This is a genomic window from Rhodospirillum sp. A1_3_36 (genome assembly GCF_047263945.1).
Taxonomy (GTDB): domain Bacteria; phylum Pseudomonadota; class Alphaproteobacteria; order Rhodospirillales; family Rhodospirillaceae; genus Rhodospirillum.
The window spans coordinates 120678-146770 of the sequence record NZ_JBLAVB010000006.1 but is presented as its reverse complement, the minus strand read 5'-3'; the positions used below and the strand labels follow the sequence as shown (position 1 = coordinate 146770).

Sequence of the window (26093 nt, the reverse complement as noted above, 5' to 3'; positions counted from 1 at the left end):
TGTGATTGATCGGACGGCTTTTTGATCGTTTGCGAAGACGTTCCATGCCTCGCAGCATCGCCATCCGGGGGCGGCGAGGCCGCTCCGCAAAGATCCTTCACCGTCAAAGCCGTTCGGGTTATCGCGAAAACCATGACTCCCTTCTTCTGACTCAAGAAAGGGAAACACCATTCGAACAGCCTGGGTATCACCAAGCCGCCCCCAACGAGTCACAATCAAGGACCGGTTGGTATTACAGGTCGCGTTCGGCCATCCGCTCGAAGACCTCCAGCGCTGCGTGCAGACGCTTGGCGAGATGCTCGACGTTCGGCGGAGTCATCATGGTCAGGTGGTTGCCGGGAATGATCTCCACCGCCGTCGGCCCCTCGCTGAACGCGTCCCAACCCCAGGCGGGATCGTCCTTCAGCGCGTCGGGCATGTCCTGCTTGAAATCGTCCTGCGGATCTTCCGCCTTGAACAGGGCGACGGGGGCCGCCGGTTCGGGCGTCGGTCGGTAGGAAATCTGGGCCTGGGCGCGGTAGACCTCCGCGAAGCCGCAGATGTCGTCGGCATCGGTGCCGCGCTGCACCGCGCCGATCGACTCCATCGCGCGGGTCAGCGCCTCCACCTGCGCCTGCCAGGGGCGCCCGGTCAGCTGGTCGGGTGTCAGGCCATGTGGCTTGCCGAACATGGTCGCCAGAATGTCCGCGATGGTCAGGATCCAATGGGCGTCGTCCCAGGCCATCATGGCAGCGTGGTCGCGCCCGCCCGGCATGCCGGCGTCGAGCACCACGACGCCAGCGACCCGTTCGCCCTCTGCGCGCAGCTGGCGGGCCATCTCAAAGGCCACCCAGCCACCGAAGGAATGGCCGCCGAGCAAATAAGGGCCCCGCGGCCGCAGCTCCCTTAGCGCTCGCAGATTCAAGGTGGCGATGTCTTCGATGCGCGACAGCGGGGCCTCCACCCCGTCCAGCCCCGAAGCCTGAAGGCCATGAAAGGGCCGTCCATATGCCTTCAGCCCCTGTGCCAGGGCGCGCAGATAGAGCACCGTGCCGCCCGTCCCCGGCACGCAGAAGAAGGGCGTCGCTTCCCCCTCGGGCTGGATGGTGATCAGCGGTGAAAACTCGGTCGCTTGCGTTGGCAGGCCCAGCGCCTTGGCCAACTCGCGGATGGTCGGTTTGGCCAGCAGGGTGGTCAGGGGAAACTGCTTGCCGAAGCTCTCCTTGATCATCGTCATGTGGCGGATCGCCAGCAGCGAATCGCCGCCCAGATCGAAGAAATTGTCGTGGACGCCGATCATGGTGAAGCCGAAAAGCTCCCGCCAAAGCTCGACCAGTCGGCTTTCCACCGGATTGGCCGGTGCCGCGTAGTCGGTGGCCAGGTCCGGCCGACTGTGCTGGATCTCGGGCTGCGCCAAGGTCGGGATCGGCGGCGGCGGTGGCATGCGCTGTTCCACGCGGCGGACCCACTGGTCGTAACGCGCCTTGATGTCGCCGGTGGATAATACCACCCGGCCGGCGGTGACGCCCTGTGCCACGCGCGACAGCGCCTCCACCGACTCGCCCGGTGTCATGACGAAGGCGGGGGTGACCGACGGGGTCGTCGGCTCCTCGAACAGCCAGCCGTCGCAGTTGACGCAGAGCCAGGGGATACCGCCGCGCTGCGACTGCCGGGTCACGAAGGCGTCGATGAAGGCATTGGCGGCGCCATAGGCGGCAAAGCCGAACCCGCCCAATACGGCGGAGGTCGAGGAGATGACCAGACAAAAGTCGGCGGACCGGTCGGCCAACACCCGTTCCAAGGCGATCAGCCCATGGACCTTGGGCGCGAACTGTGCCCGGGTCTCTGCCTCCCCCACCTCCGCGATGGTGGCGAGGTAGGAGGCGTCATTCAGTCGACCGGCGGCATGGATCACGCCATGCGCCGCGCCGAACCGCTCCTCGGCCCGCTCAAAGGCGGCACGCAGCGCCGCCTCGTCGGCGACGTTGGCGCTGAGCGTCAGCACCTCCGCCCCCAGCGCCTCGATCTCCGTCAGCTTGCGGATCCGTTCGGCGGTGTCATCGTCCCGCGGATGGTCGCGCAGCCAGTCTTCCCACCGCTCGCGCGCCGGGAAGGGCGAGGAGCCGACCAGGACGAGGCGCGCCCGGATCGTTTCGGCCAGGAAGCGGGCCAGCAGCAGCCCGACCTTGCCCAGCCCACCGAGGATCACATAGACGCCCCCCTCGCGCCATGCGCGCACCGTCTGCGTGGAGGGAACCAGCGTCACCGGCTCGAAATCCGGTAGATAACGGCGGGCGCCGCGATAGGCGACCATCGGGTCATGAGTGATCGTCAGCAACTCGGCCAGCAGCCGATCAGCGTAACGCTCCGCGCAATCGGTGGGAATGTCCAGGCAGCGGACGGACAGCGCTGGCACCTCTTGCGGCAGCACCAGCAGGGGACCGAGCATCGTCGCTTTTTCTGGGCGGATGGAGTCACCACCGCCGACCTCGTGAAGCTGGCTGGTGATCACTGCGACGGTCGTCGCCTGCTGGGATGGCAGGGCGGCGAGCGCGCGGCCGATATGCAGGAGGCTGACATAGCCAGCCTCCTGCGCCGCGTCGAAGCCCGCGTCGTCCGGCAAGGACAGCGACCAGAGATGCAGGACCATGCGCAGGGGGCGGGCCGCCAGCGTCGCAATCAGCGCCGCGAAATCCTCCGGGCTGGACGGACGGACGGTGAAGCGGTTGCCGTCCTGACCGAACCGGTCGCCGACGGTGACCAGCGCCAGATCACATCCCGCCTCACTCAGCCTATCGAAGAGCCGACGCTCCAGAGCCGAACCGTCACCGAGGAGCAGCCAGGTCCCCGGCTGCGCAGCCAGTTCATCCGCCGAGCATGGAGGTGGCGGTAGCGACGGCTTCCATGCCGGCAGGGTGAACCACTCGTCGAGCGGCAGCTTCGCCTGCGGATCCCGTCGGGGCGTGAGGGCGTAATGGCCGGGTTCCTCGATGAAATAGCGCTGGCGCTCGAACGGATAGCCCGGCAGTGGCACGCGCGCGGCGGTATCGCGGGCGAAGAGCGCCTGCCAGTCCACCGCCACTCCCGCCGTCCACAGCCGTCCCAACGTCTCCATCGGCGCCGACATCTCTCCGTCGGGGGCTTGGTCCGGCTTTCGAAGAGACGACAGGACGGTCCGGCCCGTCGCCGACGCATGACGACGGGTCAGCGCGGCCAGCACGCTGCCCGGCCCGACCTCCAGCGGCATTGCGTCGGCGTCGGCCAGCACCGTCGCGATGCCGTCGGCGAAGCGTACAGCATGGCGCAGGTGGCGTGCCCAATAGCCGGGGTTGGTCGCCTCCTCCTCCGTGATCCAGGTGCCTGAAAGGTTCGACACGAAGGGCAGTCGCGGTGGTTCCAGCCGCGCCCGTCGCAGGACCTTCGTGAAAGCGTCGACCGTCGGCTCCATCATCGCCGAGTGGAAAGCGTGCGAGACGTGCAGCCGACGGCACAGCACGCCCTCACCAGTCAATCGTGTCGCCAGCGCCTCTATGGCCTCTACCGGTCCGGAGACGACGCAATCCTGAGCGCTGTTGACGCTGGCGAGGTCGAGACCATCCCCCAAGAGGGCTTCGACCTCCGCCGCTGGCCGCACGACCGCCAGCATGGCGCCAGGCGGTTGCGCCCAGATCAACCGCCCACGCTCCGCTACCAGGTCGAGCGCCGTGTCCAGATCGAACACCCCGGCGAGGCAGGCTGCGGTGTATTCTCCCAGACTGTGGCCGATCATCGCGGAGGGGGTGACGCCCCAGGACATCCACAGCCGGGCCAGTGCGTATTCGGTCAGGAACAGCGCCGGTTGGGTCAGCCAGGTTTCGGACAGGCGGGCTTCCGCCACAGTGTGTTCTCCCGGCGCCGGATAGAGCAGTGTCCGCAGATCGAGGCCTAGCCCCTCGCGCAGCCGCTCCGCGCCATGGTCGATGATCTCGCGGTAGAGCGGCTCAGTCCGGTAGAGTGCCTCCCCCATGCCGATATGCTGGCTGCCCTGGCCGGGAAACAGGAAGACGACGCGCGGCGTGGCGGTCGTCGCCACCACCGGGCGATGGTTCGGCGCCGACAGGCGGCTCGCCGCCTCGACCGGGTCTCCGGCGACCACCGCTATGCGATGTGGAAAGGCCCGGCGGCCGAGCGCCAGCGTGTACGCGACATCGACCAGCGCGGTGTCGGGATGTGCCGCGAGATGAGCGGCCAGATCCGCGCGCAGTTGGTCGAGCGCTGCGGCACTGCGTGCCGACAGCACGAGCAGTTGATGGGGGCGGGCGGTTGCCGATGGGGCGCGCTCTGGCGCCTCCTCGACGATCACATGGGCGTTGGTGCCGCCGATGCCAAAGGAGCTGACCCCGGCGCGGCGGGGTGCCGAGCCGCTTTCCCAGTCGCGCAGCCGGTCATTCACGAAAAAGGGGCTGTTGGCGAAGTCGATGTCCGGGTTGCCGCGTCGGAAATGTAGTGTTGGCGGAATCTGCCGGTGACGCAGCGCCAGCACGGTCTTGAACAACCCCGCCATGCCGGCGGCGGTATCGAGATGGCCGATGTTGGTCTTCACCGCCCCCAACGCGCAGCGTTGCTTGCGCTGCTCCCCACCGGTGCGGAAGGCGCGGGTCAGCGCAGCCACCTCGATGGGATCGCCGAAACGGGTGCCGGTGCCGTGGGTCTCCACGAAGGAGATATCGTCGGGGGTGACCCCCGCCCGTGCCTGGGCGGTGGCGATGACACGAGCTTGGGCGTCGACGCCGGGTGCCGTGAAGGATACCTTCACGGCACCGTCGTTGTTGATGGCGGAGCCCTTGATGACCGCGTGGATGGTGTCGCGGTCGGCCAATGCCGCGTCCAGCGGCTTCAGCAGCACGGCAGCCACGCCGCTGCCCCAGGTGGTGCCGTTTGCTTCGGCGTCGAAGGCCCGGCAATGGCCATCCGGGGAATGAATCATGCCCTCGCTGTAGCTGTAGCCGGAGGTCTGCGGCAGCTTGATCGCCACGCCGCCGGCCAGCGCCATTTCGCATTCGCCGTCGAGCAGGCTGTTGCAGGCGAGGTGCAGCGCCACCAGCGAGGTGGAACAGGCCGTCTGCACCGCGACGCTCGGCCCCGTAAGAGCAAGCGCGTAGGACGCGCGAGTCGGCAGGAAATCCTTGTCGTTGGTGAAGATCATTTGTTGGACGTCGATCGGGCGCCCGGCGAACATGCTGGGCAGCAGGTTGCGCGCCAAATATCCGGCATGGCTGCTGCCCGCGAAGACGCCGACGCGCGTCCCCTCCGGCGTCGACGCGTACCCGGCGTTCTCCAGCGTGTGCCACAGGGTTTCCAGAAACAGCCGGTGCTGCGGATCCATCACCTCCGCGTCCGACGGCGTGACGCCGAAGAAGGCGGCGTCGAAGCCGGCGACGTCGGACAAGCAGCCGTTGGCCGGAACGTAATCGGGGTTCGACACGATGTGCTCCGGTAGCCCGGCCGCCAGCAGTTCCTCCCGCGTGAAGAAGCGTATGGACTCTTGTCCGTCGCGCAGGTTGGCCCAAAAGGTCTCCAGATCGTCCGCGCCGGGGAAGCGTCCGGCCATGCCGACGATGGCGATATCGCGAGTCTGGCGGCGGGTTGTCGGTTCCACCAGCGGCGCCACAGGGGAGTCCTTCCGGTTATCCTCGGCCAACCAAGCGGCGAGGCTGCGCACTGTCGGATGCTGGAACAGGGTGACCAGCGGGAAGGGCCGTCGGGTCTCTGGGCGCAGCGCCTCATGCACCTGGGTCAGCAGCAGCGAATGGCCGCCCAGATCGAAGAAATTGTCGTCGAGCCCGACCCTATCCAGTCGTAACGTCTTCCGCCAGACCTCGGACACCCGTGCCTCCATCGCCGTGTGCGGGGTGGCTGGCGCCGTGTTCCCTGCCGCGGCCCCTTTCTCGGGCGCGGGAAGGGCGCGGCGGTCGGCCTTGCCATTGGGGGTCAGCGGGAAGGCGTCCATCATCACGAAGGCAGCCGGGATCATATAGCTCGGCACGGCCTCCTTCAGCCCGGCGCGCAGGGTCGCGGCGTCGGGGGCCGCGGCGCCGTTCGACAGCACATAGGCGACCAGCCGCTTGTCGCCCGGCGCATCCTCCCGCGCCAGCACGATGGCATCGCGCACGCCGTCCCGTGAGCGCAGCGCCGCTTCGATCTCGCCCAGCTCGATGCGGAAGCCGCGAATCTTGACCTGATGGTCGATGCGGCCGAGGAACTCGATCCGTTCGTCGGTCACCCGGCGGACCAGATCGCCGGTGCGGTAGAGGCGCGCGCCGGGCTCCGCCGCGAAGGGATCAGGGATGTAGCGGTCGGCGGTCAGCCCCGGCTGGTTGAGGTAGCCGCGCGCCAGTCCGTCGCCGCCGATGTGCAGTTCCCCCGGCACGCTGAGCGGCAGCGGGTGGGTTTGTGGCGACAGCACATGGATCCGCGTGTTGGCGATGGGATGGCCGATGGGCTCTACCCCTTCGGTGTCGCCCTCGCCGGGGGGGACCGGGCCAACGGCGGACCATACGGTGGTCTCGGTCGGGCCGTAGAGATTCCACAGGTCAACGCCACGGTCGAGCAGCGCGCGCGACAGTGCGCGGGGCAGCGCTTCGCCGCCGCACAGGGCCTTGAATCCGGCGGACGGGCGCCAGTCGGTGTCCACCAGGATCCGCCAGGTCGCCGGGGTGGCTTGCAGCGTGGTGATTGCTTGGTCGCGCAAGACCGCCTGGAGCGCCCGCCCGTCCAGCGTCGTCTCGCGCTCCGCCAGCGCCAACCGGCCCCCGGCGATCAGCGGCAGATAGAGCTCCAGCGCGGCGATGTCGAAGGAGATGGTGGTGACCGCCAGCAGTGCGTCGGTCTCGGCGAATCCCGGCTCGCCCTTCATCGATAGCAGGAAGTTCAACAACGCCCGGTGCCCGACCGCCACCCCCTTGGGCCGTCCGGTCGAGCCCGAGGTGTAGATGACGTAGGCGATGTTCTCCGGCAAGGCGGCGCAGGCGACCGGAGCGCACCGCGCCTTGAGCCATGGTTGAGGTTCCCCATCCAGGCAGAAGAGCGGCGCTGCCCCTTCCGGGAACAGCCCGCGCAAATGACTTTGTGTGACGATCAGCGCCGGTCGGGCATCCTCAAGCACCATGGCGAGCCGTTCCGGCGGATAGGCCGGGTCGAGCGGGATATAGGCGCCGCCGACCTTTAGCACGGCCAGCAGCGCGATCACCATGTCCGGCGAGCGTTCGGCGCAGAGCGCCACCCGCAACTCTGGCCCGACGCCGAGGTTGCGCAGATGCGCCGCCAGCCCATCGATTCTTGTCCGCAGTTGGCCGTAGGTCAGGTCGGTGTCGCGGAAGCTGAGCGCCACGCGGTCCGGCACCCGCGCCGCCGTCTCGTCGAACAGGTCGAGGAAGGTGCGCTCGCCCGGGTAGGGGACGGCGGTGCGGTTGGGCGCGTCGAGCACGGCACGCCGTTCCGCCGCATCCATCATCTCCAGCGTCGACAGTGGGGCGTCCGGCCTCGCGGCCATACCCGTCAGCAGCTGGCGGTAATGGCCCATCATTCGCCGGATGGTCGCCTCGTCGAACAGGTCGGGGTTGTAGTTCCAGTGGATGAGCAGGTCGACCCCGCGCTCCTCGACCGTCAGGCTCAGGTCAAACTTGGCGGTGGTTTCGCTCTGCTCGACTTGGCGCAAGGTCAGTCCGGCGACCGCGAGCGGCTCGGTCGTGGCGCGCAGTTGGAAGGACACCTGGACCAGCGGCGCGTGGCTCAGCGCGCGGGCCGGGCGCAGCTCCTCGACCAATTGTTCGAAGGGCAGTTCCTGATGCTCCAGCGCCTCCATCCCGGTCCGCCGCACGCGGTCGAGGGCGGTGCGCACGGCCGGATCGCCAGCTAGATCCAGACGCAGCGCCAGCGTGTTGATGAACAGGCCGATCAGCCCTTCGAACTCGGCGCGGGTGCGGTTGGCGACCGGTGTCCCGACCACGACGTCGCTTTCCCCGGTATAGCGGGCGAGCAGCGCGGCAAAGCCGGTCAGCAGCGTCATGTAGAGCGTGGCCCCGGCGTCCTGCGCCAGCGCGCGCAGATCGCGGGTCAATACGGTGTCGATGAGGTCTGTGAGGCTCGCGCCACGATAGGTTTGCACCGGTGGGCGGGGGCGGTCGGTGGGCAGGGCCAACACCTCCGGCGCGCCGGCCAGCTTGCCGCGCCAGAAGGCGAGTTCGGCTGCCAACTGCTCTCCGGACAGGCGTTCGCGCTGCCAGTGGGCGAAGTCGACATACTGCAAGGACAGCGGCTGCAGCGGTGACGGGGCGCCCTCGCGGAAGGCGCCGTAGAGCGTCACCAGTTCCCGCACGAAGACGTCAAGCGACCAGCCGTCCGACACGATGTGATGCATGGTGACCAGAAACAGGTGATCGCGCTCGCCGAGCGGGATCAGGCTCGCCTGGATCAGCCGGTCGTCGGCGAGGTCGAAACGCCGCGCCGCCTCTTCCTCCACGCAGACCTGCACGGCATCCTCAAGGGTGGCTGCGGGTGGTAACGCTCGTCGGTTGAGTTGGCAATCCGCCTGCTCATGGACGATCAGCACCGGTTCGTGGTCGCGCAATGCGATGTTGCTGCGCAGAATCTCGTGCCGCGCGATGATCTCCACAACCGCGCGTTCCAGCGCCGCGACATCGAGGTCACCCTCCAGCCTTACCGCCATCGGCATGGTGTAGGTCGCCGACGGCCCCTCCAGCCGATCAAGGAACCACAGGCGTCGCTGGCCGAAGGACAGCGGCAGGTCACCGCCGCGCGGCGCCGGTTGGACGATCTCCCCGTCCACCGCTGTCACGGTCCGCGCGTGCTCGAGAAAGCTGGTGATCTCGGCCTTACGGGCGGACAACTCGCGCGTCAGCTCCGGCGTCAGGGTGCCCTTCGGCGCGCGGCAGCGCAGTTCCCCGCCCTGGACGGACAGGGCGACGCCGAGGTCGCGCAGTCGCGTGAGAAAGGCGTCGAGCGAGGTCGCAGCGGCGGTCACAGGCAGATCTCCTCTTCGTCGTCGAGCAATTCGGCGTCCGGCGCGGTCTGCCGCCCGGCCGCCCACAGCAGCGTGTCAATGTGCGCGGCGAGCCGCCGGACGGTCGGCCCCTCGAACAGGACGGGCAGCGGCACCGCCAGTTCCAGCGCATGCTTGATCCGGGCGACCAGCCTAGTGGCGAGCAACGAATGGCCGCCCAGCGCGAAGAAGTCGTCGTCGATGCCAATGCAGTCGAGTGACAGCACCTCCGCCATCATCTCAGCCAGCTGGCTTTCCAGTGGCGTGCGCGGCTCGGCCGAGACCGTTACCACCGGGCGGTCCGGTGGCGGCAGGGCGTGGCGGTCGAGCTTGCCGTTGGGGGTCAGCGGGAAACGCTCCAGCGCCACCACTTCCGATGGGATCATGTAGGCGGGCAGCCGCGCGCGCAGCCAGTCGGCCACCCTCTCACGGTCGACCGTCTCGCGGTCCAGCGCTTCGGTGGATTGGACATAGGCGACCAGCCGCTGGTCGTCCGGCCCGTCGCCCCACAGGGTGACGACGGCCTGTTTGACCTCCGGCCGCTCGTTCAGCGCGGCTTCGATCTCGCCCAGTTCGATGCGGAAGCCGCGCAGCTTCACCTGCTGGTCCATGCGGCCAAGGAAGACCAAATCACCGTCAGTCGCGCAATGCCGGGCGAGGTCGCCGGTGCGGTAGAGTCGTTGGCCGGGCTGCCGTGCGAAAGGATCGGGGATGAAGCGTTCCGCCGTCAGGTCGGGCCGTCCGAGGTAGCCGATCGCCAGCCCGTCGCCGCCGATCAGCACCTCGCCGGGCACGCCGGTCGGCAGCGGCACGTGGTCGCGGTCGGCGATGTACAGTGTGGTATTGGCGATGGGATGGCCGATTGGTTCGCACGGCTCGTCATGCGTGTCGGGGGTGGCGAGGCGGCGGCTCGACCAGATGGTCGTCTCGGTCGGACCGTAGAGGTTCCAGATCGCGACGCCGGTGACCGCCATCCGGGTGGCGAGGTCGCGGGTCAGCGCCTCGCCGCCGCACAGCGCCTTGGTGATCGCCCCGCCGCGCCATCCGGCGTCGAGTAACAGCCGCCAGGTCGCCGGGGTTGCTTGCAGGACGGTGGCTTGGCGGCTCTCCAACAGGTCAAGGAGGGCGAAGCCGTCGGAGGCGGTCTCTCGGCTCGCCAGCTCCAGCCGCGCGCCGGTAAGCAGGGGCAGATACAGCTCCAGCCCGGCGATGTCGAAGGAGATGGTGGTCACCGCGACCAGCGCGTCGTCGGCCTCCAGCCCTGGCGCCTCGGCCATGGTGGCCAGGAAGTTGACCAGCCCGCGTTGGGGGACTAGCACCCCCTTGGGCCGCCCGGTCGAGCCGGAGGTGTAAAGGACATAGGCCGGCAGCCCGTCGATCACCGGACGAACCGGGTCGGTGGCGGGGAAGGTGACCGTCGTCGCCGCGTCGTCGCCGTCCAGGCACAGGACCGGCGCTGAAACGTCCGGCAGGGCCGGGCGCCGCAGCGTTTCGGTCAGAAGGGCCGCGACCTGGGCGTCCTCCAGCATGAAGGCGATGCGGTCGGCGGGGAAGGCAGGGTCGAGCGGTAGATAGGCCGCCCCCACTTTCTGGATGGCGAGCAGCGCCACCAGCATATCGAGTGATCGTTCGGCGTATAGCCCGACGATGGCCCCCGCCGTCACTCCCATTGCGCGTAGCCGATGCGCAAGCCGGTTGGCGCGCCGGTTGAGCGCGCGAAAGGTGAGCTGCGCCTCGCCGAAGGCGACCGCGACCCGATCCGGGGTTCGCCGCACCTGTTCCTCGAACCGGTCGGGTAGGGTGCGTGACAGGTCGATGTCGTCGCGGCGGGTGTCGTTCCATGTCTCGACCAGGATCCGCCGTTCCTCCGCGTCGATCAGCGACCTGGCGGTCCAGGCGCCGACGCTGGCTTCGGGTGCCGTGGTCAGGCCGGTCAGCAGGTTGGCGAGATGGTCGAGGATCCGCGCCGCCGTCGCGTCGTCGAAGCGGGCGGCGTCGTAGGACAGCTTCAGCGAGACGCGGGCGCCACCGGCAGCGGTCAGGGTCAGCGGGAAGGTGTTTTGTTCCAGCAGCCGCACGTCACCGACCGTCAGGTCACCGGTGTCGTCGAAGGCGTCGCCGACTGGATAATTCTCGAACACCACCGCGCTTTCGAACAGCGGGTCGCGGGACGCCACCTCGCTCCAGCCGTGGATGGCGACCAGCGGCGTGTGGGCGTAGAGGTCACGGGTGATCTGCGCGTCCTGAAGGGCGGCGAGGAAGCTGGTGACGCCCTGGTCCGCGTCGATGCGCACGCGCACCGGCAGGGTGTTGATGAACAGGCCGACCATGCGGTCGACCTCCGCGATCTCCGGCGGACGGCCGGACACAGTGGTGCCGAACAGCACGTCGTCGCGCTGTGCGTAGCGACCGAGCAGAACAGCCCAGGCGCCCTGCACCAGCACGCTGAGTGTCAGGCGGCGGCTCTGGGCGTAGCGGGTCAGCGCGTGGCTGACGCCCTCCGGGAGGTCGCGCGCGACCTCCCGCATGTCGGAAACCTGTTCTTCGCCTGCCGGGGTGGGCTTCGCGGGACGGTCGACCGCCAGCGGCGTGGGGGCGTCAAAGCCGCGCAAGGTCTCGCGCCAGAAGGCTTCCGCCTTCGCCATGTCCTGGCGGGCCAGCCACGCGATGTAACGGCCGTAGGGCGGCGGGCTGGGCAGGTCGGCGTCGCTGCCCGCCGCGAAGGCGCCGTACCAATGCAGCACTTCGCGCATCAGGATGGGCAGGCACCAGCCGTCGGTCAGCAGATGGTGGTGGCTCCAGACGAAGCGCCAGGACCGCTCACCCAGCCGGATCAGCGCGCAGCGCATCAGTGGGGCAGCGTCGAGCGCGTAGCCGCGGGTCCGGTCGTCGCGCAGGAAATCGTTTAGTCGGCTGTCATCATCGGGCGTGTCGCTCCAGTCCAGCTCCTGCCAGGGCAACTCGGCTCGGTTCAGGACGACTTGCACCGGGTCGGCGGCGAGGTCCGGCAGGAACAGCGTGCGCAGGCTGGGGTGGCGTTCCAGCACGCGCCGCCAGGCGCGGCGGAAGGCGTCGCGGTGCAAGACCCCCTCCAACCGTGCAGCCAGTTGAATGACGTAAGCGCCGGAACGCGGCTGGTAGAGGGCGTGGAACATCATGCCCTGTTGCAACGGCGACAGCGGATAGATGTCCTCCACCGCGTCGCCCCAGTGGGCGGACAGGCTGTCCAGCGCCGTCTGGTTTAGTCCGGCCAGCGGGAAGTCGGAGGCGGTGTAATGACCCGCTCCGGCGCTGGCGCAATGGCGGACGATGCCCTCCAGCTCGTGCAGGAAACGCTGGGCCAGCCCCTCTACCGTGTGGCGGTCGTGCATGTCGCGGCTGAAGGTCCACAGGAACTCCATCCGGTCGTCACGGAGTAGGCCATTGATCTCCAAGACGAAACGGCGGCGGCCGAGGTCGCTCTGGTCGCGGCCGATGTCCTCGCGGCCTTCGCCAAGGATGATGGCGTCGTCACCAACACAGCCGCCCTGCTCGAAGCGGCCGAGATAGTTGAAGCTGACCTCCGGCTCCACCCCTTCCAGCGCCGCGCGGACCGCCGGATCCGGGCTCAGGTGGCGCAGGATGCCGTGGCCGATGCCCTGGTTGGGCACGGCGCGCAACGTCTCCTTGACGCGTTTCAGAGCGGTGCCCACGTCCTCCCCGGCGCGGTCGGACAGCAGCAGGGGATAGGCGGCGGTGAACCAGCCGACCGTGCGCGACAGATCCACGTCAGAGAACAGCGCTTCGCGTCCATGACCCTCCAGCACGATGCGCAAGTGTCGATCGCCGGTCCAGCGGGCGAAGGCGCGCACCAGCGCTGTCAGCAGCGCATCGTTGATTTGGGTGCGGTAGACGCGCGGTACGTCTTGCAGCAGGGCCCGCGTCACGGTGGGGGCGAGCGCCACCGTGACTTGCTCTGCGGACGCCGCGCCGTTGGCCTCCGGTCCGGCGGTGTGGTCGCGCGGCAACGGGGCGGCGGTCGCCCTCGCCTGTTTCCGCCAATAATCCAGCTCGGCCAGCGCCCGCGGTTGCCCGGCATACTCGACGAGGCGCCGCGCCCAATGCGGGACGGAGGTCGTCTTGGCGGGCGACGTTATCGCCTCGCCCCGCCGCAGCGCGCCCAGCGCGTCCGCAAGGTCGCCGATCAGGATGCGCAGCGACACGCCATCGACCACGAAATGGTGGATGACCAACAGCAGTCGGTCGGTCCGGTCGTCGCCCATGCGGAACAATGCCGCGCGCAGCAGCGGCCCGCGCGTCAGGTCCAGCCCCGTCTGCAAGCGCTCGGCTTCGGTCCGCAGTGCCGCCGCGCGCTCCTCCGTCGGCAGGGTGGAGAGGTCGTGCTGGGTGAAGGGGATGGTCTCCACGCTGTCGGCGATCTCGACGCGCGGCACCGTTCCCCGGTCCCCGGTGAAGCGGGCGCGCAGCATGTCATGGTGGGTCAGCAGATGGTGGACCGCCGTTTCGACATGGCGGGGGTCGAGACCGGACGCGATCTCCAGCAGGACCGACTGGTTGAAATGCCAGGGCTGGGGCGGCAGGTCGGTATAGAACCAGCGGAGCACCGGGGTTGCCTCCACCGGGCCGCTCACCATGCCTTGCTCGGCCACGACCGCAGCCTGTTCCGGTGTGACCCGTGCCAGCTCGGCGATGGTCTGGTGCTGAAACAATTGGCGGACGCTGATGCCGAATCCGGCGCGACCGGCGCGGTTGGCGATCTGGATGCTGAGGATGGAATCGCCGCCCAGGCTGAAGAAATTGTCGTGAATGCCGACTTGCGGCAGCCCGAGCACCTCTTGCCAGATGCCTGCGAGCAAGGTCTCGGTGGGGGTGCGCGGCGGCGCGTAGGCGGTCTCGCAGGCCTCCGCGTCGGGAGCGGGCAGGCTCCGGTGGTCGAGTTTCCCGTTCTGGGTCAGTGGAAAGGCGTCCAGCGTTACGAAGGCGGCGGGAATCATATAGTCAGGCAGCCGGTCCGCCAGATAGCCGCGCAAGGCCCTGCCGTCCGGCGCCGCGCCTTCGTCGGACGCGACCAGATAGGCGACCAGCCGCTTCGATCCGCCCGCCCGCCCGGCGGGCGTGTCGGCGACCACCACGGCGTCGGCGATGGCGGGGTGGCTGGTGAGCACGGCGGCGATCTCCCCCGGCTCGATGCGGAAGCCGCGAATCTTGACCTGCTGGTCGTCGCGGCCGAGGAATTCCAGTTCCCCGTCACGGCGCCGCCGCGCGCGGTCGCCGCTGCGATAGAGCCGGGCGCCGGGGGTGGGGGAGAAGGGGTCGGGGATGAACTTCTCCGCCGTCATCGCGGGGTGGGCGAGGTAGCCGCGCGCCACCTGAGGCCCGCCGATCAGCAGATCACCGGCCACGCCGTCGGGCTGCGGCGCCATCGCCTCGTCCAGGCAGTAAAGCTGACAGTGTGGCGTCGGTCGCCCGATCGGGATGACAGCGCGGCACTCCTCCGGCTTCACCTGGAAATGGCTGGCCCAGACGGTGGTCTCGGTCGGGCCGTATTCATTGATCAGTGCGGTTGCGGGCAGGCGCTCGCCATGACGGGCGACCAGCTCCACCGGCATGGATTCGCCGCCCATGATGACCGTGCGCAGCGAGGCCAGCTGTCCCGGTCCCGCCGCATCCAGCAGCGGCAGGTAGGGCAGCGGCACGATGACCAGATGCGAGGCCCCCGCCCGCTCCATCCGGTTGAGTAGTTGGTGGGGATCCTGCGCCAGATCGGTCGGTTCCAGATGGAGGCGGCCGCCCTGGCATAGCGTCCAGAACAGGCAACCGGAGGCGACGTCGAAGCCCAGCGGCTGCAACAGCAACATGGCTGTGACCGGTTCGGCGTAGCGCGCCAGCCGGGCCTGGGTGGAATGGACGATGTTGGCGTGGCTGACCTGTACCCCTTTCGGCCGCCCGGTCGAGCCGGAGGTGTGGATGATGTAGGCGAGGCTGTCGGTGGGGATCACGCGGTTCGGATTGGTCTCCGCCACGCCCGCCGCCCGCAGGTCTTCAACCATGTGGACAGCCGCCACCCCGGCGGGCAGATTGTCGGCCAGCACCGGTTCGCTCAGCGCCAGCGTCACCCCGGTCTCCTCCAGGATGTAGGCCAGCCGGTCGGGTGGGGTTTGCGGCACCAGCGGCACATAGGCGCCGCCGGCCTTCAGGATGCCCAGCAGCCCGACCAGCAGATCGAGCGATGGCTCCAGATGCAGCGCCACCGGCAGGTCCGGTTCGACGCCCAGCGCGATCAGCCGGTGCGCCACGCGGTTGGCGAGCCGGTTCAGCGCGCCGTAGCTCAGCACCGCGTCGCCATGGACCAGCGCCGGTCGGTCGGGGGTCAGCGCCGCCTGCCGCTCGAACAGGTGATGGATGGCGCAGTCCAGCGGGGTGGGCGCGGTGCTGGCGTTCCAATCGACCAGGACCGCACGGCGCTGGGCTTCGTCAAGCAGCGGCAGGTCTGACAGGGTCGCGTCCGGTCGCGCCGCCATGCCGTCAAGCAAACGGCGATACTGGTCGGTCAGCGCCGCCACGGTCACGTCGTCGAACAGATCGGTGTCGTATTCGACGACGCCCTCGAATCTTTCGCCGCGCTCTTCCAGCGACAGGGTCAGGTCGAACTTGGCGGACACCGCGTCGGGCTCGACCGTGCCGAGCGTCAGGTCGGCCATCTCCAGATCGGCCATCGGTGCGTTTTGCAGCACGAACATGACCTGGAAGATCGGCGTGTGGCCGAGGCTGCGTTCGGGCTGAAGGGTCTCGACGATGTTCTCGAACGGCACGTCCTGATGGTCGTAGGCGTCGAGCGCCGTGCGCCGCACCCGCGACAACACCTCGCGCACCGACGGCTGACCGCTGAGGTCGAGGCGCAGCGGCAGCGTGTTGACGAAGAAGCCGACCAGGGCCTCAAGTTCGCGCTGGCCCCGGTTGGCGATGGGGGATCCCACCACCAGATCGTCGGACCCGCTCAACCGCGCCAGCAGGATACCGAAGCCGGCCAGCAGCGTCATGAAAGGCGTGGCGTCGGCGCTCTGGCTCAGCCGACGGACCCGCGCGGTCAGCGCCTCGTCGAGCCGGAAGCTGTGGATACGGCCGTGGTGCTGACGCATGGCGGGGCGCGGCCGGTCGAAGGGCAGCTCCAGCACGGCGGGCGCGCCCGACAGACGGTCCGTCCAGAAGCGCAATTGCGCGTCTAGTACCTCGCCGCTCAGCCAATGCCGCTGCCAGATCGCGTAATCGGCATATTGCACAGGCAGGTCCGGCAGCGGGCTCGGCAGCCCTGCGGTGAAGGCGCGGTAGAGGGCGGCCATCTCCTGGAAGATCACGCCGATCGACCACTGATCGGAGATGATATGGTGTAGCGTGACCGCCAGCACATGTTCGTCCGGACCCAGCCGCAGCAGGGTGGCGCGGTAGAGCCGGTCGCGGGCCAGATCGAACGGGCGGTCGCTCTCCTCGGCCAGACGGCGATGCAGTTCGGCGTCGCGGGCGTGCATCGGCAGCCCATCCAGCGCCACCACGCGCAGCCCGTCCGCTTCGGGAGCGGCGACCGCCTGGACCGGCGCGCCATCGCGATCGGGGAAAGTGGTGCGCAGCGCGTCATGGCGCCGCGCGATCTCCGCGATGACCCGCCCCAGCGCCGCGACGTCGAGCGGCCCCGAAATGCGGATGGCGCCGGCGATGTGATAGGCGAGGCTGCGCCCCTCCAGCCGGTCGAGGAACCACAGCCGCTGTTGGGCGAAGGATAGCGGTGCTGCCGCGCGTTCCTCGGGCGTCAGCGCGCGGACCGGCGGCGGCAGGCCAGCGGGCGCGGTTCCGGTCAGTCGCTCGGCCAGCGTGCGCACGGTGGGCGTGTCGAACAGCGCCTTGATCGGCAGCTCGACCGCCCATGCTTCGCGGATCCGGGACACCACTTGAATGGCCAGCAGAGAATGACCGCCGAGATGGAAGAAGTTATCGGTGGCGCCGACCCGCTCGACGCCCAGCACAGCGGCCCAGATCGCCGCCAGCTTTTCCTCGTCAGGGGTGCGCGGCGCTTCGTAACTCTCTTCGGCGGCGAGGCCGACGGGGGCGGGCAGGGCGCGCCGGTCGATCTTGCCGTTGGGGGTTAGCGGCAGCCGGTCGAGGCAGACGAAGGCGGAGGGCACCATATAGTCGGGCAGCCGCGCCGCCATCCGTTGCCGCAGATCGGCGACCAGAGCGCGCACCCGCCCCCCCCGCGCCGGATCGTTGGCGAACGGGCGGTTCGCTGCCGTCTCACCGAGCGGAAGTGGAATGCCGTCGTCGAGATCCGCATCCGCGCCCGCCTGGAAAATCGCGTCGAAGCGGTCTGGCGCCTGACCGGCCGACCAGCCGCAGGACACCGCGAGGCCCAACTCCTGCCCCAACTCCCACAACCGTTCCGGCTCGATGCCGACGGCGTGCCCGGCGGCGTGCCCGGCGGCGGGGATATCGGCCAAGCTTTGGCGCAGTGCGCCGACCGTTGCCGGGCCGGTGGACGTGCGCAGCCAGGCCAACGCCCGCATGTCTTCGTCCAAACGTTGGTTGCGCAGGTTTCGCAGCGCGAAAGCACCGGGAAGCGCCGCCCGTCGCGTCACGGTCTCGCGCAATTCCTGCCACGAGGACTCCGCCCATGAGGGATCCGCCGACGCGTCCAGAAGCGTGTCCACCAGCACGTCGGGCTCGGCGGTGCCGATGCGCAGCGTCACGTCGCATCGGAAGCGGGTCATTTCGTTGCCCGCGGTTCCGCGCTTGATCTGAATCCGCACCCCGGCAACACGCGGGAAACGCGTGCGCAGCGTCGCAAACAGTGCGGGGTCGATCAGCAGTTCCTCTTCGCCCTCGACCAGATCGGCGACCCGGTGGCGCAGCTCCACGCCGTCGCAAGAGTCTTCGGCCTGATGGAACTGGACGGAAGCGTGCTGAAGTTCCAGTAGCGGGAGAACGCGCAGGTCGCCCAGGAAAATGCGCCCGCCATCCTTCACGATGTCGACGGCGGCCTCCAATACCTCCAGGAAATAATCCAGGTCGGGGAAATATTGGGAGACCGAGTTGACGACCACCGTGTCGAAGACGCGCTCCAGCCCGACGCCCACCTCGCGCGCCTGCCGCTTGAGCAGCCGCACCTGGGTCAGCCCGCGCGCCCGGACGCGCGCCGCCAGCGTCTCCAGCACCGAGCCGGAGAAGTCCACGCCGACATACTCGGAAACCTTCGGGGCGATGCGGGTCAGCAGCAGGCCGGTGCCGCAGCCGATCTCCAGGACGCGGTCGGGGCGCAGCGCCAGGATGCGGGCGACGGTGTTGTCCACCCATTCGCGCATCTCGGGCGCGGGGATCGGTTCGCCGCTGTAGCTGCTCTGCCAGCCGCGCAGGTCGAAATCGTCGGATTCCGTCTCCGCCTCCGGCTCGCTCCCGTTGGGCGCGCGGTAATTCTCGTCCCACACCGCCTGCCACTTGTCAATCTGGGCCGCTTCCGGCGCCTGCTCGGGAGCCCAGTCGGGATCCAGCTCGAAATAGGCGACGAGCTGCTGACGGTTCGGCTGGTCCTCGCGGCAGACCACCACGTCGGCGCGCACGCCGGGATGACGGTCGAGCACCGCTTCGATCTCGCCCAGCTCGATGCGGAAGCCGCGAATCTTGACCTGATGATCGATCCGCCCGAGGAACCCGATCCGTCCGTCCGACAGCAGGCGGGTCAGGTCTCCGGTGCGGTAGAGCCGCGCCCCCGGCCTTCCGGCGAAAGGGTCGGGGAGGAAGCGTTCGGCGGTCATCGCTGGCTGGTTTCGGTAGCCGCGCGCCAGACCGTCGCCGCCGATCAGCAATTCCCCCGGGAGACCGGCGGGGGCGAGCTCCCCATCGTTCTCGGCGATGTAGAGCCGGGTGTTGGCGATCGCGTGGCCGATGGATTGCTTGGCGTCGTCGGTCGCTTGGCCGTCGTCCGGCCCCAGCACGCGTGATACGGTGGACCAGATCGTCGTCTCCGTTGGGCCGTAGAGGTTCCACAGCTTCGCCCCGGTCGCCAGCAGGCGGGCGGCCAGCTCCCCCGACAGCGTCTCGCCGCCGCAGAACAGGCGCGCAGGCATCGGGCCGCGCCAGTCGGCGGCCAGCAGCAGGCGCCAGGTCGCCGGGGTGGCTTGCAGGGTGGTCGGCGCGGTCTCCTCCACCAGCCGACGCAGCGCGAAGCCGTCGGCGGCGGTCTCGCGCGACGCCAGCGTGACCCGTGCGCCGGTGATCAGCGGCAGATAGAGCTCCAGCCCGGCGATATCGAAGGAGATGGTCGTCACCGCAAGTAGGGAGTCGTCGGGGCCGAGCCCCGGTTCCTCGGCCATCGACAGCAAGAAGTTCGCCAGCGCCCCATGCGCGATCTGCACGCCCTTCGGCGTGCCGGTGGACCCGGATGTATAGATGACGTAGGCGAGGCTATCCGGGGCCACAGCCATCGGCGCGCGAAGCGGCGTGGCGGCGATGGCCTCCCAATCGCGGTCCAGGTTGAGGCGCGGCACCGCCGGGTCAAATCCCAGATCCTCGGTCGCCCGCCCGATCAGCAGCAGCGACAGGCCGGAATGGCCGACCATATGGGCCAGCCGCGCGTCGGGGAAAGCTGGGTCGAGCGGCACATAGGCCGCTCCCGCCTTGAGGATGCCGAGCAGGCCGACGACCATGGCGATGGAGCGGTCGAGGCAGACGCCGACCAGCGTTTCCGGTCCCACGCCATTGGCCATCAGATGGGCGGCCAGCTGCTCCGCGCGCCGGTTCAGCGCGCCATAGGTCAGCGATTGATCGTCCTGGGTGATCGCGATGCGATCCGGATGGCTTGCGGCTTGTCGTGCGAACAGCGCCGGCAGTGTCGCGTCGGCGGTATGGGCGCGGTCGCTGGCGTCGATGTCGGCCAGCAAGGCTTGCCGCTCCTCGGCGTCGAGCAGCGGCAATGTGGCCACCGGTGCGTCCGGGGTCTCGACCAGGGCCGACAGCAGGGTGGCGTAACGCCGGGCGAAGCGCGCGATGGTCGCCTCGTCGAACAGGTCGGTGTTGTATTCCAGCTCGCCCGACAGGCCGCCCTCGCTTTCCTCCAGCTTCAGCGTCAGGTCGAACATCGACGCGCCGGTGTCCTGCGGGATCATCGCCATTCGCAGATCCCCGATGCGCAAACCCGTGGTCGGGGCGTTCTGGTTTTGCAGGATGAACATCGCCTGGAACAGCGGTGAGAAGCTGAGGTTGCGGTCGGGGTGCAGCGCCTCGACCAGTCGTTCGAACGGCACGTCCTGGTGGCGGAAGGCGTCCAGGCAGGTCCGCCGGACCTGGGCCAGCAGGTCATGCCCGCCCAGCCCCCCATCCAGTCCCTCGCCCAGATCCAGGCGCATCACCAGCGTGTTGACGAAGAAGCCGATCAGCCCCTCAACCTCCTCCCGGCGGCGGTTGGCGACGGGGGTTCCGACGGCGACTGTGGCCTGTCCGGCGTAGCGGCCGAGCAGCGCGCCATATCCCGCCAGCAGCGTCATAAACAGGGTGGCCCCACCGGTCTGGCTCAGCGCCTTCAGCCGCGTCAACAGATCGGCGGGCAGGGTGAAGTAATGGACGCGGCCGTTGAAAGTCTGCATTCGTGGGCGGGGCCGGTCGGTTGGCAGGGTGAGCACTTCCGGCAAGCCATCGAGCTTGCTCTGCCAATAGGAAAGTTGGGCATCGAGCCGCGCGCCCTTCAGCCAGTCGCGTTGCCAGCAGGCGTAATCCGCGTACTGGATCGGCAGCGGCGGCAACGGCGGGGGCGCACCGCGCGAGAAGGCGTCATAGAGCGCCGTCACCTCGCGCAGCAGAACGTTGCCGATCGACCAGCCGTCCGACACGATATGATGGATGTTGATCAGCAGCACGTGCCGGTCGTCGCCAAGTCGTGCCAGCGTCAGCCGCAGCAATCGGTCGGCCCGCAGGTCGAAGGGCCGCCGGGCCTCGCGCGCCGCCAGTTCGCTCAACGCCGCGTCGCGTGCGGTCTCTGGCAGCGCGCCGATGTCGACCAGCGGCAGGTCGAAGGGGGCCGGATCGTGGATGATCTGTACCGGTTCGCCGTCGCGCGCGACGAAATTGGTGCGCAACGCCTCGTGGCGGCGGACCACCTCGTTGAACGCTGCCGCCAGTGCTTCGCGGTCCAGCGGCCCGTCGAGCCGCACCGCGTTCGGCATGTTGTAGACCGACCCCGGCCCTTCCAACTGGTCGAGGACCCATAGCCGTTGTTGGGCGTAGGATAGTGGCGGTGCCTCGCCCGGCGGGCGGGCGGGGATGCGGTCCTGGTCCTTCGCGGTGGGCGAGGCCGGGGCCGCCTGCCGCAGCTTGGCGAGCAGCGCGCGCTTGGCCGAGGAGAGGGAAGCCATGCGATCGGCCAATTCGGCCCCCAGGTCGGTGGCCATGTCCAGGCCAGTGTCGGTCTCGCGGCTCATTTTGGGTCGCCTCCGCTCAACAACTCCGGGGGCAACTCGCCGCTGGCCAAGAGGGCGGCCACCTCCTCCTCCGACATCGACTCGATTTGGTCGAGTAGGGCGGACAGGTTTTCACCCGCTCCGGATCGAGTCTCGGCGCCGATCTCGGTGTCCACCCGCTTTTCGATCAGGGATTCGGTGAGTTGAACGATGGTCGGGGTGGTAAACAGGGCGTCCAACTCCATCTCCACCCGGAAGCTCTGGCGCAGCCGCGACACCAATTGCGCGGCGAGCAGAGAATGGCCGCCCAGGTCGAAGAAGTTGTCGTTCACGCCAATGCCGTCGATGCCCAGCACCTCCTCCCACAAGGCCGCGACCGTCCGTTCCTCGTCGGTTCGTGGGGCGAGATGGGCGACCGGCAGGTCGGGGCGGCGGTGGCCCTTGGCGGCGGCGGGGCGGGCGGGGGACTGGTTGGTTGGGGCGGCTTCGCCCTCCGCCTGTTGGCGCTGGCCTTCGCGATGGGCGGCCAGACGGCTGGAGGGATCGTTGGTGGCGATGACGACACGCGCGCCCGGCATTTGTCGCAGTGCGCGTTCGAACAGATCGGCGGCCTCGCCCGGGGTGATGGCGGTGGAGGATGTTCGCGCCGTCTCCTCCGCCACGCACTGGTCCCAGTTCAGCACGCTCCAGCCGAGGCGCAAGGCAAAGGCATCCACCGCGTTGGCGATGGCGGCGTCGATGACCCGGCCAGGCCCGCCGATGTCCGCCGCCAGGGACGACATCACCAGACAGGCGGTTTCGTTGCGGTCGACCAGCGCGGAGGAAAGGGCGTTGAAGGTCTTCTCCACATCCTCCCATTCCCGACCCAGCGTCGTTGGGTCGATATCCTTGATCCGTCGCGGTGGGCGTGGCCGGTTCATCTCGGCGACATGGATCACGGCGCCGACACCATCGAAACGGTTCCGGATGGTCTCGAACGCGGCGCGCAGTCCACCGAAGCCTTCGTCCAGCCACATCGTCAGGACCTCGCCACCATCGGCGGAAAGGCTTGCCGTGACGTCGGCGAGGCCGGGTGGTGGCGGGGAGGTCGGGTCGGCGACGTCGATAAGGGCGATCTTACGCACACCCAGCGCGTTCAGCCGCTGTGCGAAGCCCAGTCCGATCTCCGACATGCCGCCGGTCAGAACGCAGGCGCGCTCCGTGTCAAAGACCAGGGGATCCTGAGAGGACTCCAGCCGTGCCGACCGTGTTTCGTGGACCCATCGGTTTCCGCCGCGCAGAGCGACCACCCGATCGGACTCCGGCGCGTTCAGTTCGCGGATCAGCCGTCGCGCCCACTGGCGATGGTTCTTCGCAACCTCGGGTGGGGTGGGAATGTCGATGGCGCGGGCGCGGATCGCCGACTGTTCCCAGGGAAGGGTCTCGACGAGGCCGATGATCGACGCCTTGCCCATCTGCGCTGCCGATTCGTTGGGAAGGTCGCGCAGACCATGGCCGATGATCAGCAGGTCGATCGGCTGTTCCGGCGCCATCCAATCCAACGCCTGCGCGATGGACAGGGGGACCTGGAGATGCGCGCTCATGTCGAAGTGGTTCGGCAAGAAGTGGCTGTCTTCGCTCCATAGATAGAGGATGTGGCGAGGCATCCGTCCCTTGGCGAACAGATCGTCGAACAGCGCGGTGAAGTCGTCCGGCTGTGTTGGCTTCAGGAGATAGTCCCAATCCCCGCTCGACTTGAAAGAGTCGCCGAATTGGACGGTCACCAGTTTCCGGCCGCCTTCCGTCAAGTCGCGCGCCATATGATCCGCAAGCTGAGACCCGTTGTGGAACAGCAGGAAAACCTCGTCCCCGTCGAACCGGGAGGACGGCGTCGCTGCCGCTCTCCAGCTTGGCAAGTGGAACCAGTCGGCGATGTCCGGTCGCTTGGCGCCGCCTGATGTCTTTCCGCTGATGGCGGTCGGCGCGGGTTCGGCGGCCCGTCCGCCGGGCTCCACCCAATAGCTCTGGCGTTGGAACGGGTATGTGGGCAACGGCACGCGGCGGCGGGTCTCGTCGCCTTGGAACGCCGACCAGTCCGGGGCGACGCCCCGCGTCCACAACTCCGCCACGGCGCTCAACAGCGTCTCCTGGGCGTCGCGCGTCTCGCCCGGTTGCGGCAGAGTGATGATGCAAGGCTGCGCCGGTTCACCGCCCGTGCGGGCGGCGAAGGTGGCCAGCGTCCGGCCGGGTCCGACCTCCACCAGTGGCAACGGCCCCCGGTCGCGCAGCAGTCGGGCGAGGCCATCGGCGAAGCGGACCGGCTGGCGCAGATGCGCTGCCCAATAATCGGGGTTGGTCGCCTGCCTGTCGGTGATCCAGTCGCCGAGGAGGTTGGACAGGAAGGGGATGCGCGGCGGGTTCAGCTTGACGCCCGTGAACAGTGCCTTGAACGGATCGACCGCAGGCTCCATCGCAGCGGAGTGGAAGGCATGCGAGGTGTGGAGACGGGTGGCCGTTACCCCGTCGGCTGCCAACTTGGCCTGGAAGGTGGCCAGCGCCTCCTCCGTCCCGGCGACAACGCAGAGGTCCGGCGCGTTCACCGCGGCCAGGTCGATCCCCGCGTCAAGACGGGGGCGCAGCGCCGCTTCCGACAGCGGGACGGCCAGCATGACGCCCGGCGCCATGCTCTGCATCAGCCGACCACGCGCGGTGATCAGGGTCAGCGCGTCGGGCAGGGAGAAGACCTCCGCCAGACAGGCGGCGACATATTCGCCCAGGCTGTGGCCGATCATCGCCGCGGGTGTGATGCCCCAGCTCATCAGCAGCCGCGCCAGCGCGTATTCCACCGCGAACAGGACCGGCTGGGCGAGTGCGGTTCGGGTCAGCTCGCCCGCTGCCTGCTCCGCGTTGGGGGGGAGCAGCAGGCTGCGGATGTCCCGCCCGAGTTGTGGCTCCAACAGCGTGGCGCAGGTGTCGATTTCCGCGCGGAACAGCGGCTCGCGCTCGTAGAGGTCGCGGGCCATGCCCGGATATTGGCTGCCCTGGCCGGGGAAGAGGAAGGCGACGCTTTGGTCGGGCCGCTCGCAGGCGTGACCCGGCTCGTCGGCCTTGAGGCGGCGGATGGCCTCCTCGACCGAACGGCAGGCGAAGGCGTAGCGCACCGGGAAGGCCCGGCGCCCGCGCCGCAGGGTGTGGCAGGCGTCGGCGAAATCGACGCTGGGGGTGGTTTCCAGATGAGCGGCGAGGTTACCAGCAGCGTCTCTTAGAGCCGCTTCCGACCGCGCCGACAGGGTGACGATCTGGACCGGGCGGGAGGGCGATCCGGCGGCAGTTTGCGGAGCCTCCTCCAGGATGGCGTGGGCGTTGGTGCCGCCGACGCCAAAGGAGCTGATGCCGGCGCGGCGCGGCGCGCCCGCCTTGCGCGGCCAGGGGCGCAGCCTGTCGACCACGAAGAAGGGGGTTTCGGGCAGGTTCAGCTTGGGGTTCGGTGCCTGGAAATGGAGGGTCGGTGGAATCGCCTCATTCTTCAACGCCAGCGCCGTCTTGATCAGCCCTGCGAGCCCGGCGGCCTTGTCGACATGGCCGATGTTCGACTTTACCGCACCCAGCCCGCAGAAACCGGTCTTGTTCGTACCGGCGCGAAAGGCGCGGGTCAGGGCCGCGACCTCCACCGGGTCGCCCAGCGGAGTGGCGGTGCCGTGCGCCTCGATGTAGCCGATGGTCTCGGGCGGGCAGTTGGCGACACTTTGCGCCTCAAGGATTACGGCGGCCTGCCCCTCGATGCTGGGGGCAGTGTAGCCGAGCTTCATCGAGCCGTCGTTGTTGATGGCCGTGCCTTTGACCACTGCGTGGATGGTGTCGCCGTCGGCCAGCGCGTCGGCCAGCCGCTTCAGCACGACGGCGGCGAGCCCGTTACCGTCGACCAGACCGCTGGTGGTCGCGTCGAAGGGGCGGCAGCGCCCGTCCGGTGCGTAGGCCGAGCCGTCCTCGTGGATATGGCCGTCGATCTGCGGCAGATGAACGGTGACGCCGCCGACCAGCGCCATGTCGCTCTGATAGGTGAGCAGGCTCTGACAGGCAATGTGGAGGCTGACCAGCGAGGAAGAGCAGGCGGTGCCGATGTCCACCCCCGGCCCGGTCACGTTCATAGCGTAGGCGATGCGGGTCGGCACGAAATCCTTGTCGTTGAAGATGGACAGTTGAAAGCCGCCGATCGATTCCGCCAGTCCCGGATTGGTCAGGATGTTCAGCGGCAAATAGGTGTTCATGCCAGCGCTGGTGTAGATGGCGACGCGCCCATCCACCGTCTCCGCGTCGTAGCCGGCATGCTCCATCGCTTGCCACGCGCATTCCATCATCAGCCGGTGCTGCGGGTCCATCAGTTCCGCCTCGCGCGGCGCTATGCCGAAGAAAGCGGCGTCGAACTGATCCGCGCCGTCGAGATGACCTTTGGTGGCGATGAGGCGCGGGTGGCGGACGGTTTCCGAATCCAGACCGGCCTCCAGCAGCTCGGCCTCCGTGAAGGTCCGGACCGAGTCCACCCCGTCGCGTAGGTTGCGCCAGAAGGCGTCCAGGTCGGCGGCGCCGGGCATGTGCGCGGCCATCCCGATGATGGCGATGCTATCCTGATCGTCGCGGAGCGCTTCGTCTGACATAAA

General features: G+C 68.7%; 3 protein-coding genes. All 3 read right to left on the bottom strand.

Going from position 1 to position 26093, the window contains the following annotated elements; all coding sequences use genetic code 11:
• Positions 1–232: 232 nt before the first annotated feature.
• From ACLIRY_RS14635 to ACLIRY_RS14625, 3 genes are read right to left on the bottom strand one after another with little or no spacing between them, the layout of a single operon-like run.
• Positions 233–9001 (bottom strand): amino acid adenylation domain-containing protein, encoded by an 8769-nt coding sequence (locus tag ACLIRY_RS14635; protein ID WP_413206153.1) that lies wholly within the window; start codon positions 8999–9001, stop codon positions 233–235.
• Positions 8998–21477, bottom strand: a complete 12480-nt coding sequence (locus tag ACLIRY_RS14630; protein ID WP_413206152.1) for an amino acid adenylation domain-containing protein — start codon at positions 21475–21477, stop codon at positions 8998–9000. Before ACLIRY_RS14630 ends, ACLIRY_RS14635 begins: the two co-directional genes overlap by 4 nt.
• Positions 21474–26090 carry a beta-ketoacyl synthase N-terminal-like domain-containing protein gene (locus ACLIRY_RS14625; RefSeq protein WP_413206151.1) on the bottom strand — a complete coding sequence of 1539 codons (4617 nt, stop codon included), beginning with the start codon at positions 26088–26090 and terminating at the stop codon, positions 21474–21476. The genes ACLIRY_RS14630 and ACLIRY_RS14625 overlap by 4 nt, the downstream gene beginning before the upstream one ends.
• Between the last annotated feature and the right edge of the window lie 3 nt (positions 26091–26093).

What these genes read in the sequence shown, in the direction of transcription:
- ACLIRY_RS14630 (WP_413206152.1), bottom strand. Translation starts at nt 21,477, where the DNA reads ATGAGCCGCGAGACCGACACTGGCCTGGACATGGCCACCGACCTGGGG.
- ACLIRY_RS14625 (WP_413206151.1), bottom strand. Translation starts at nt 26,090, where the DNA reads ATGTCAGACGAAGCGCTCCGCGACGATCAGGATAGCATCGCCATCATC.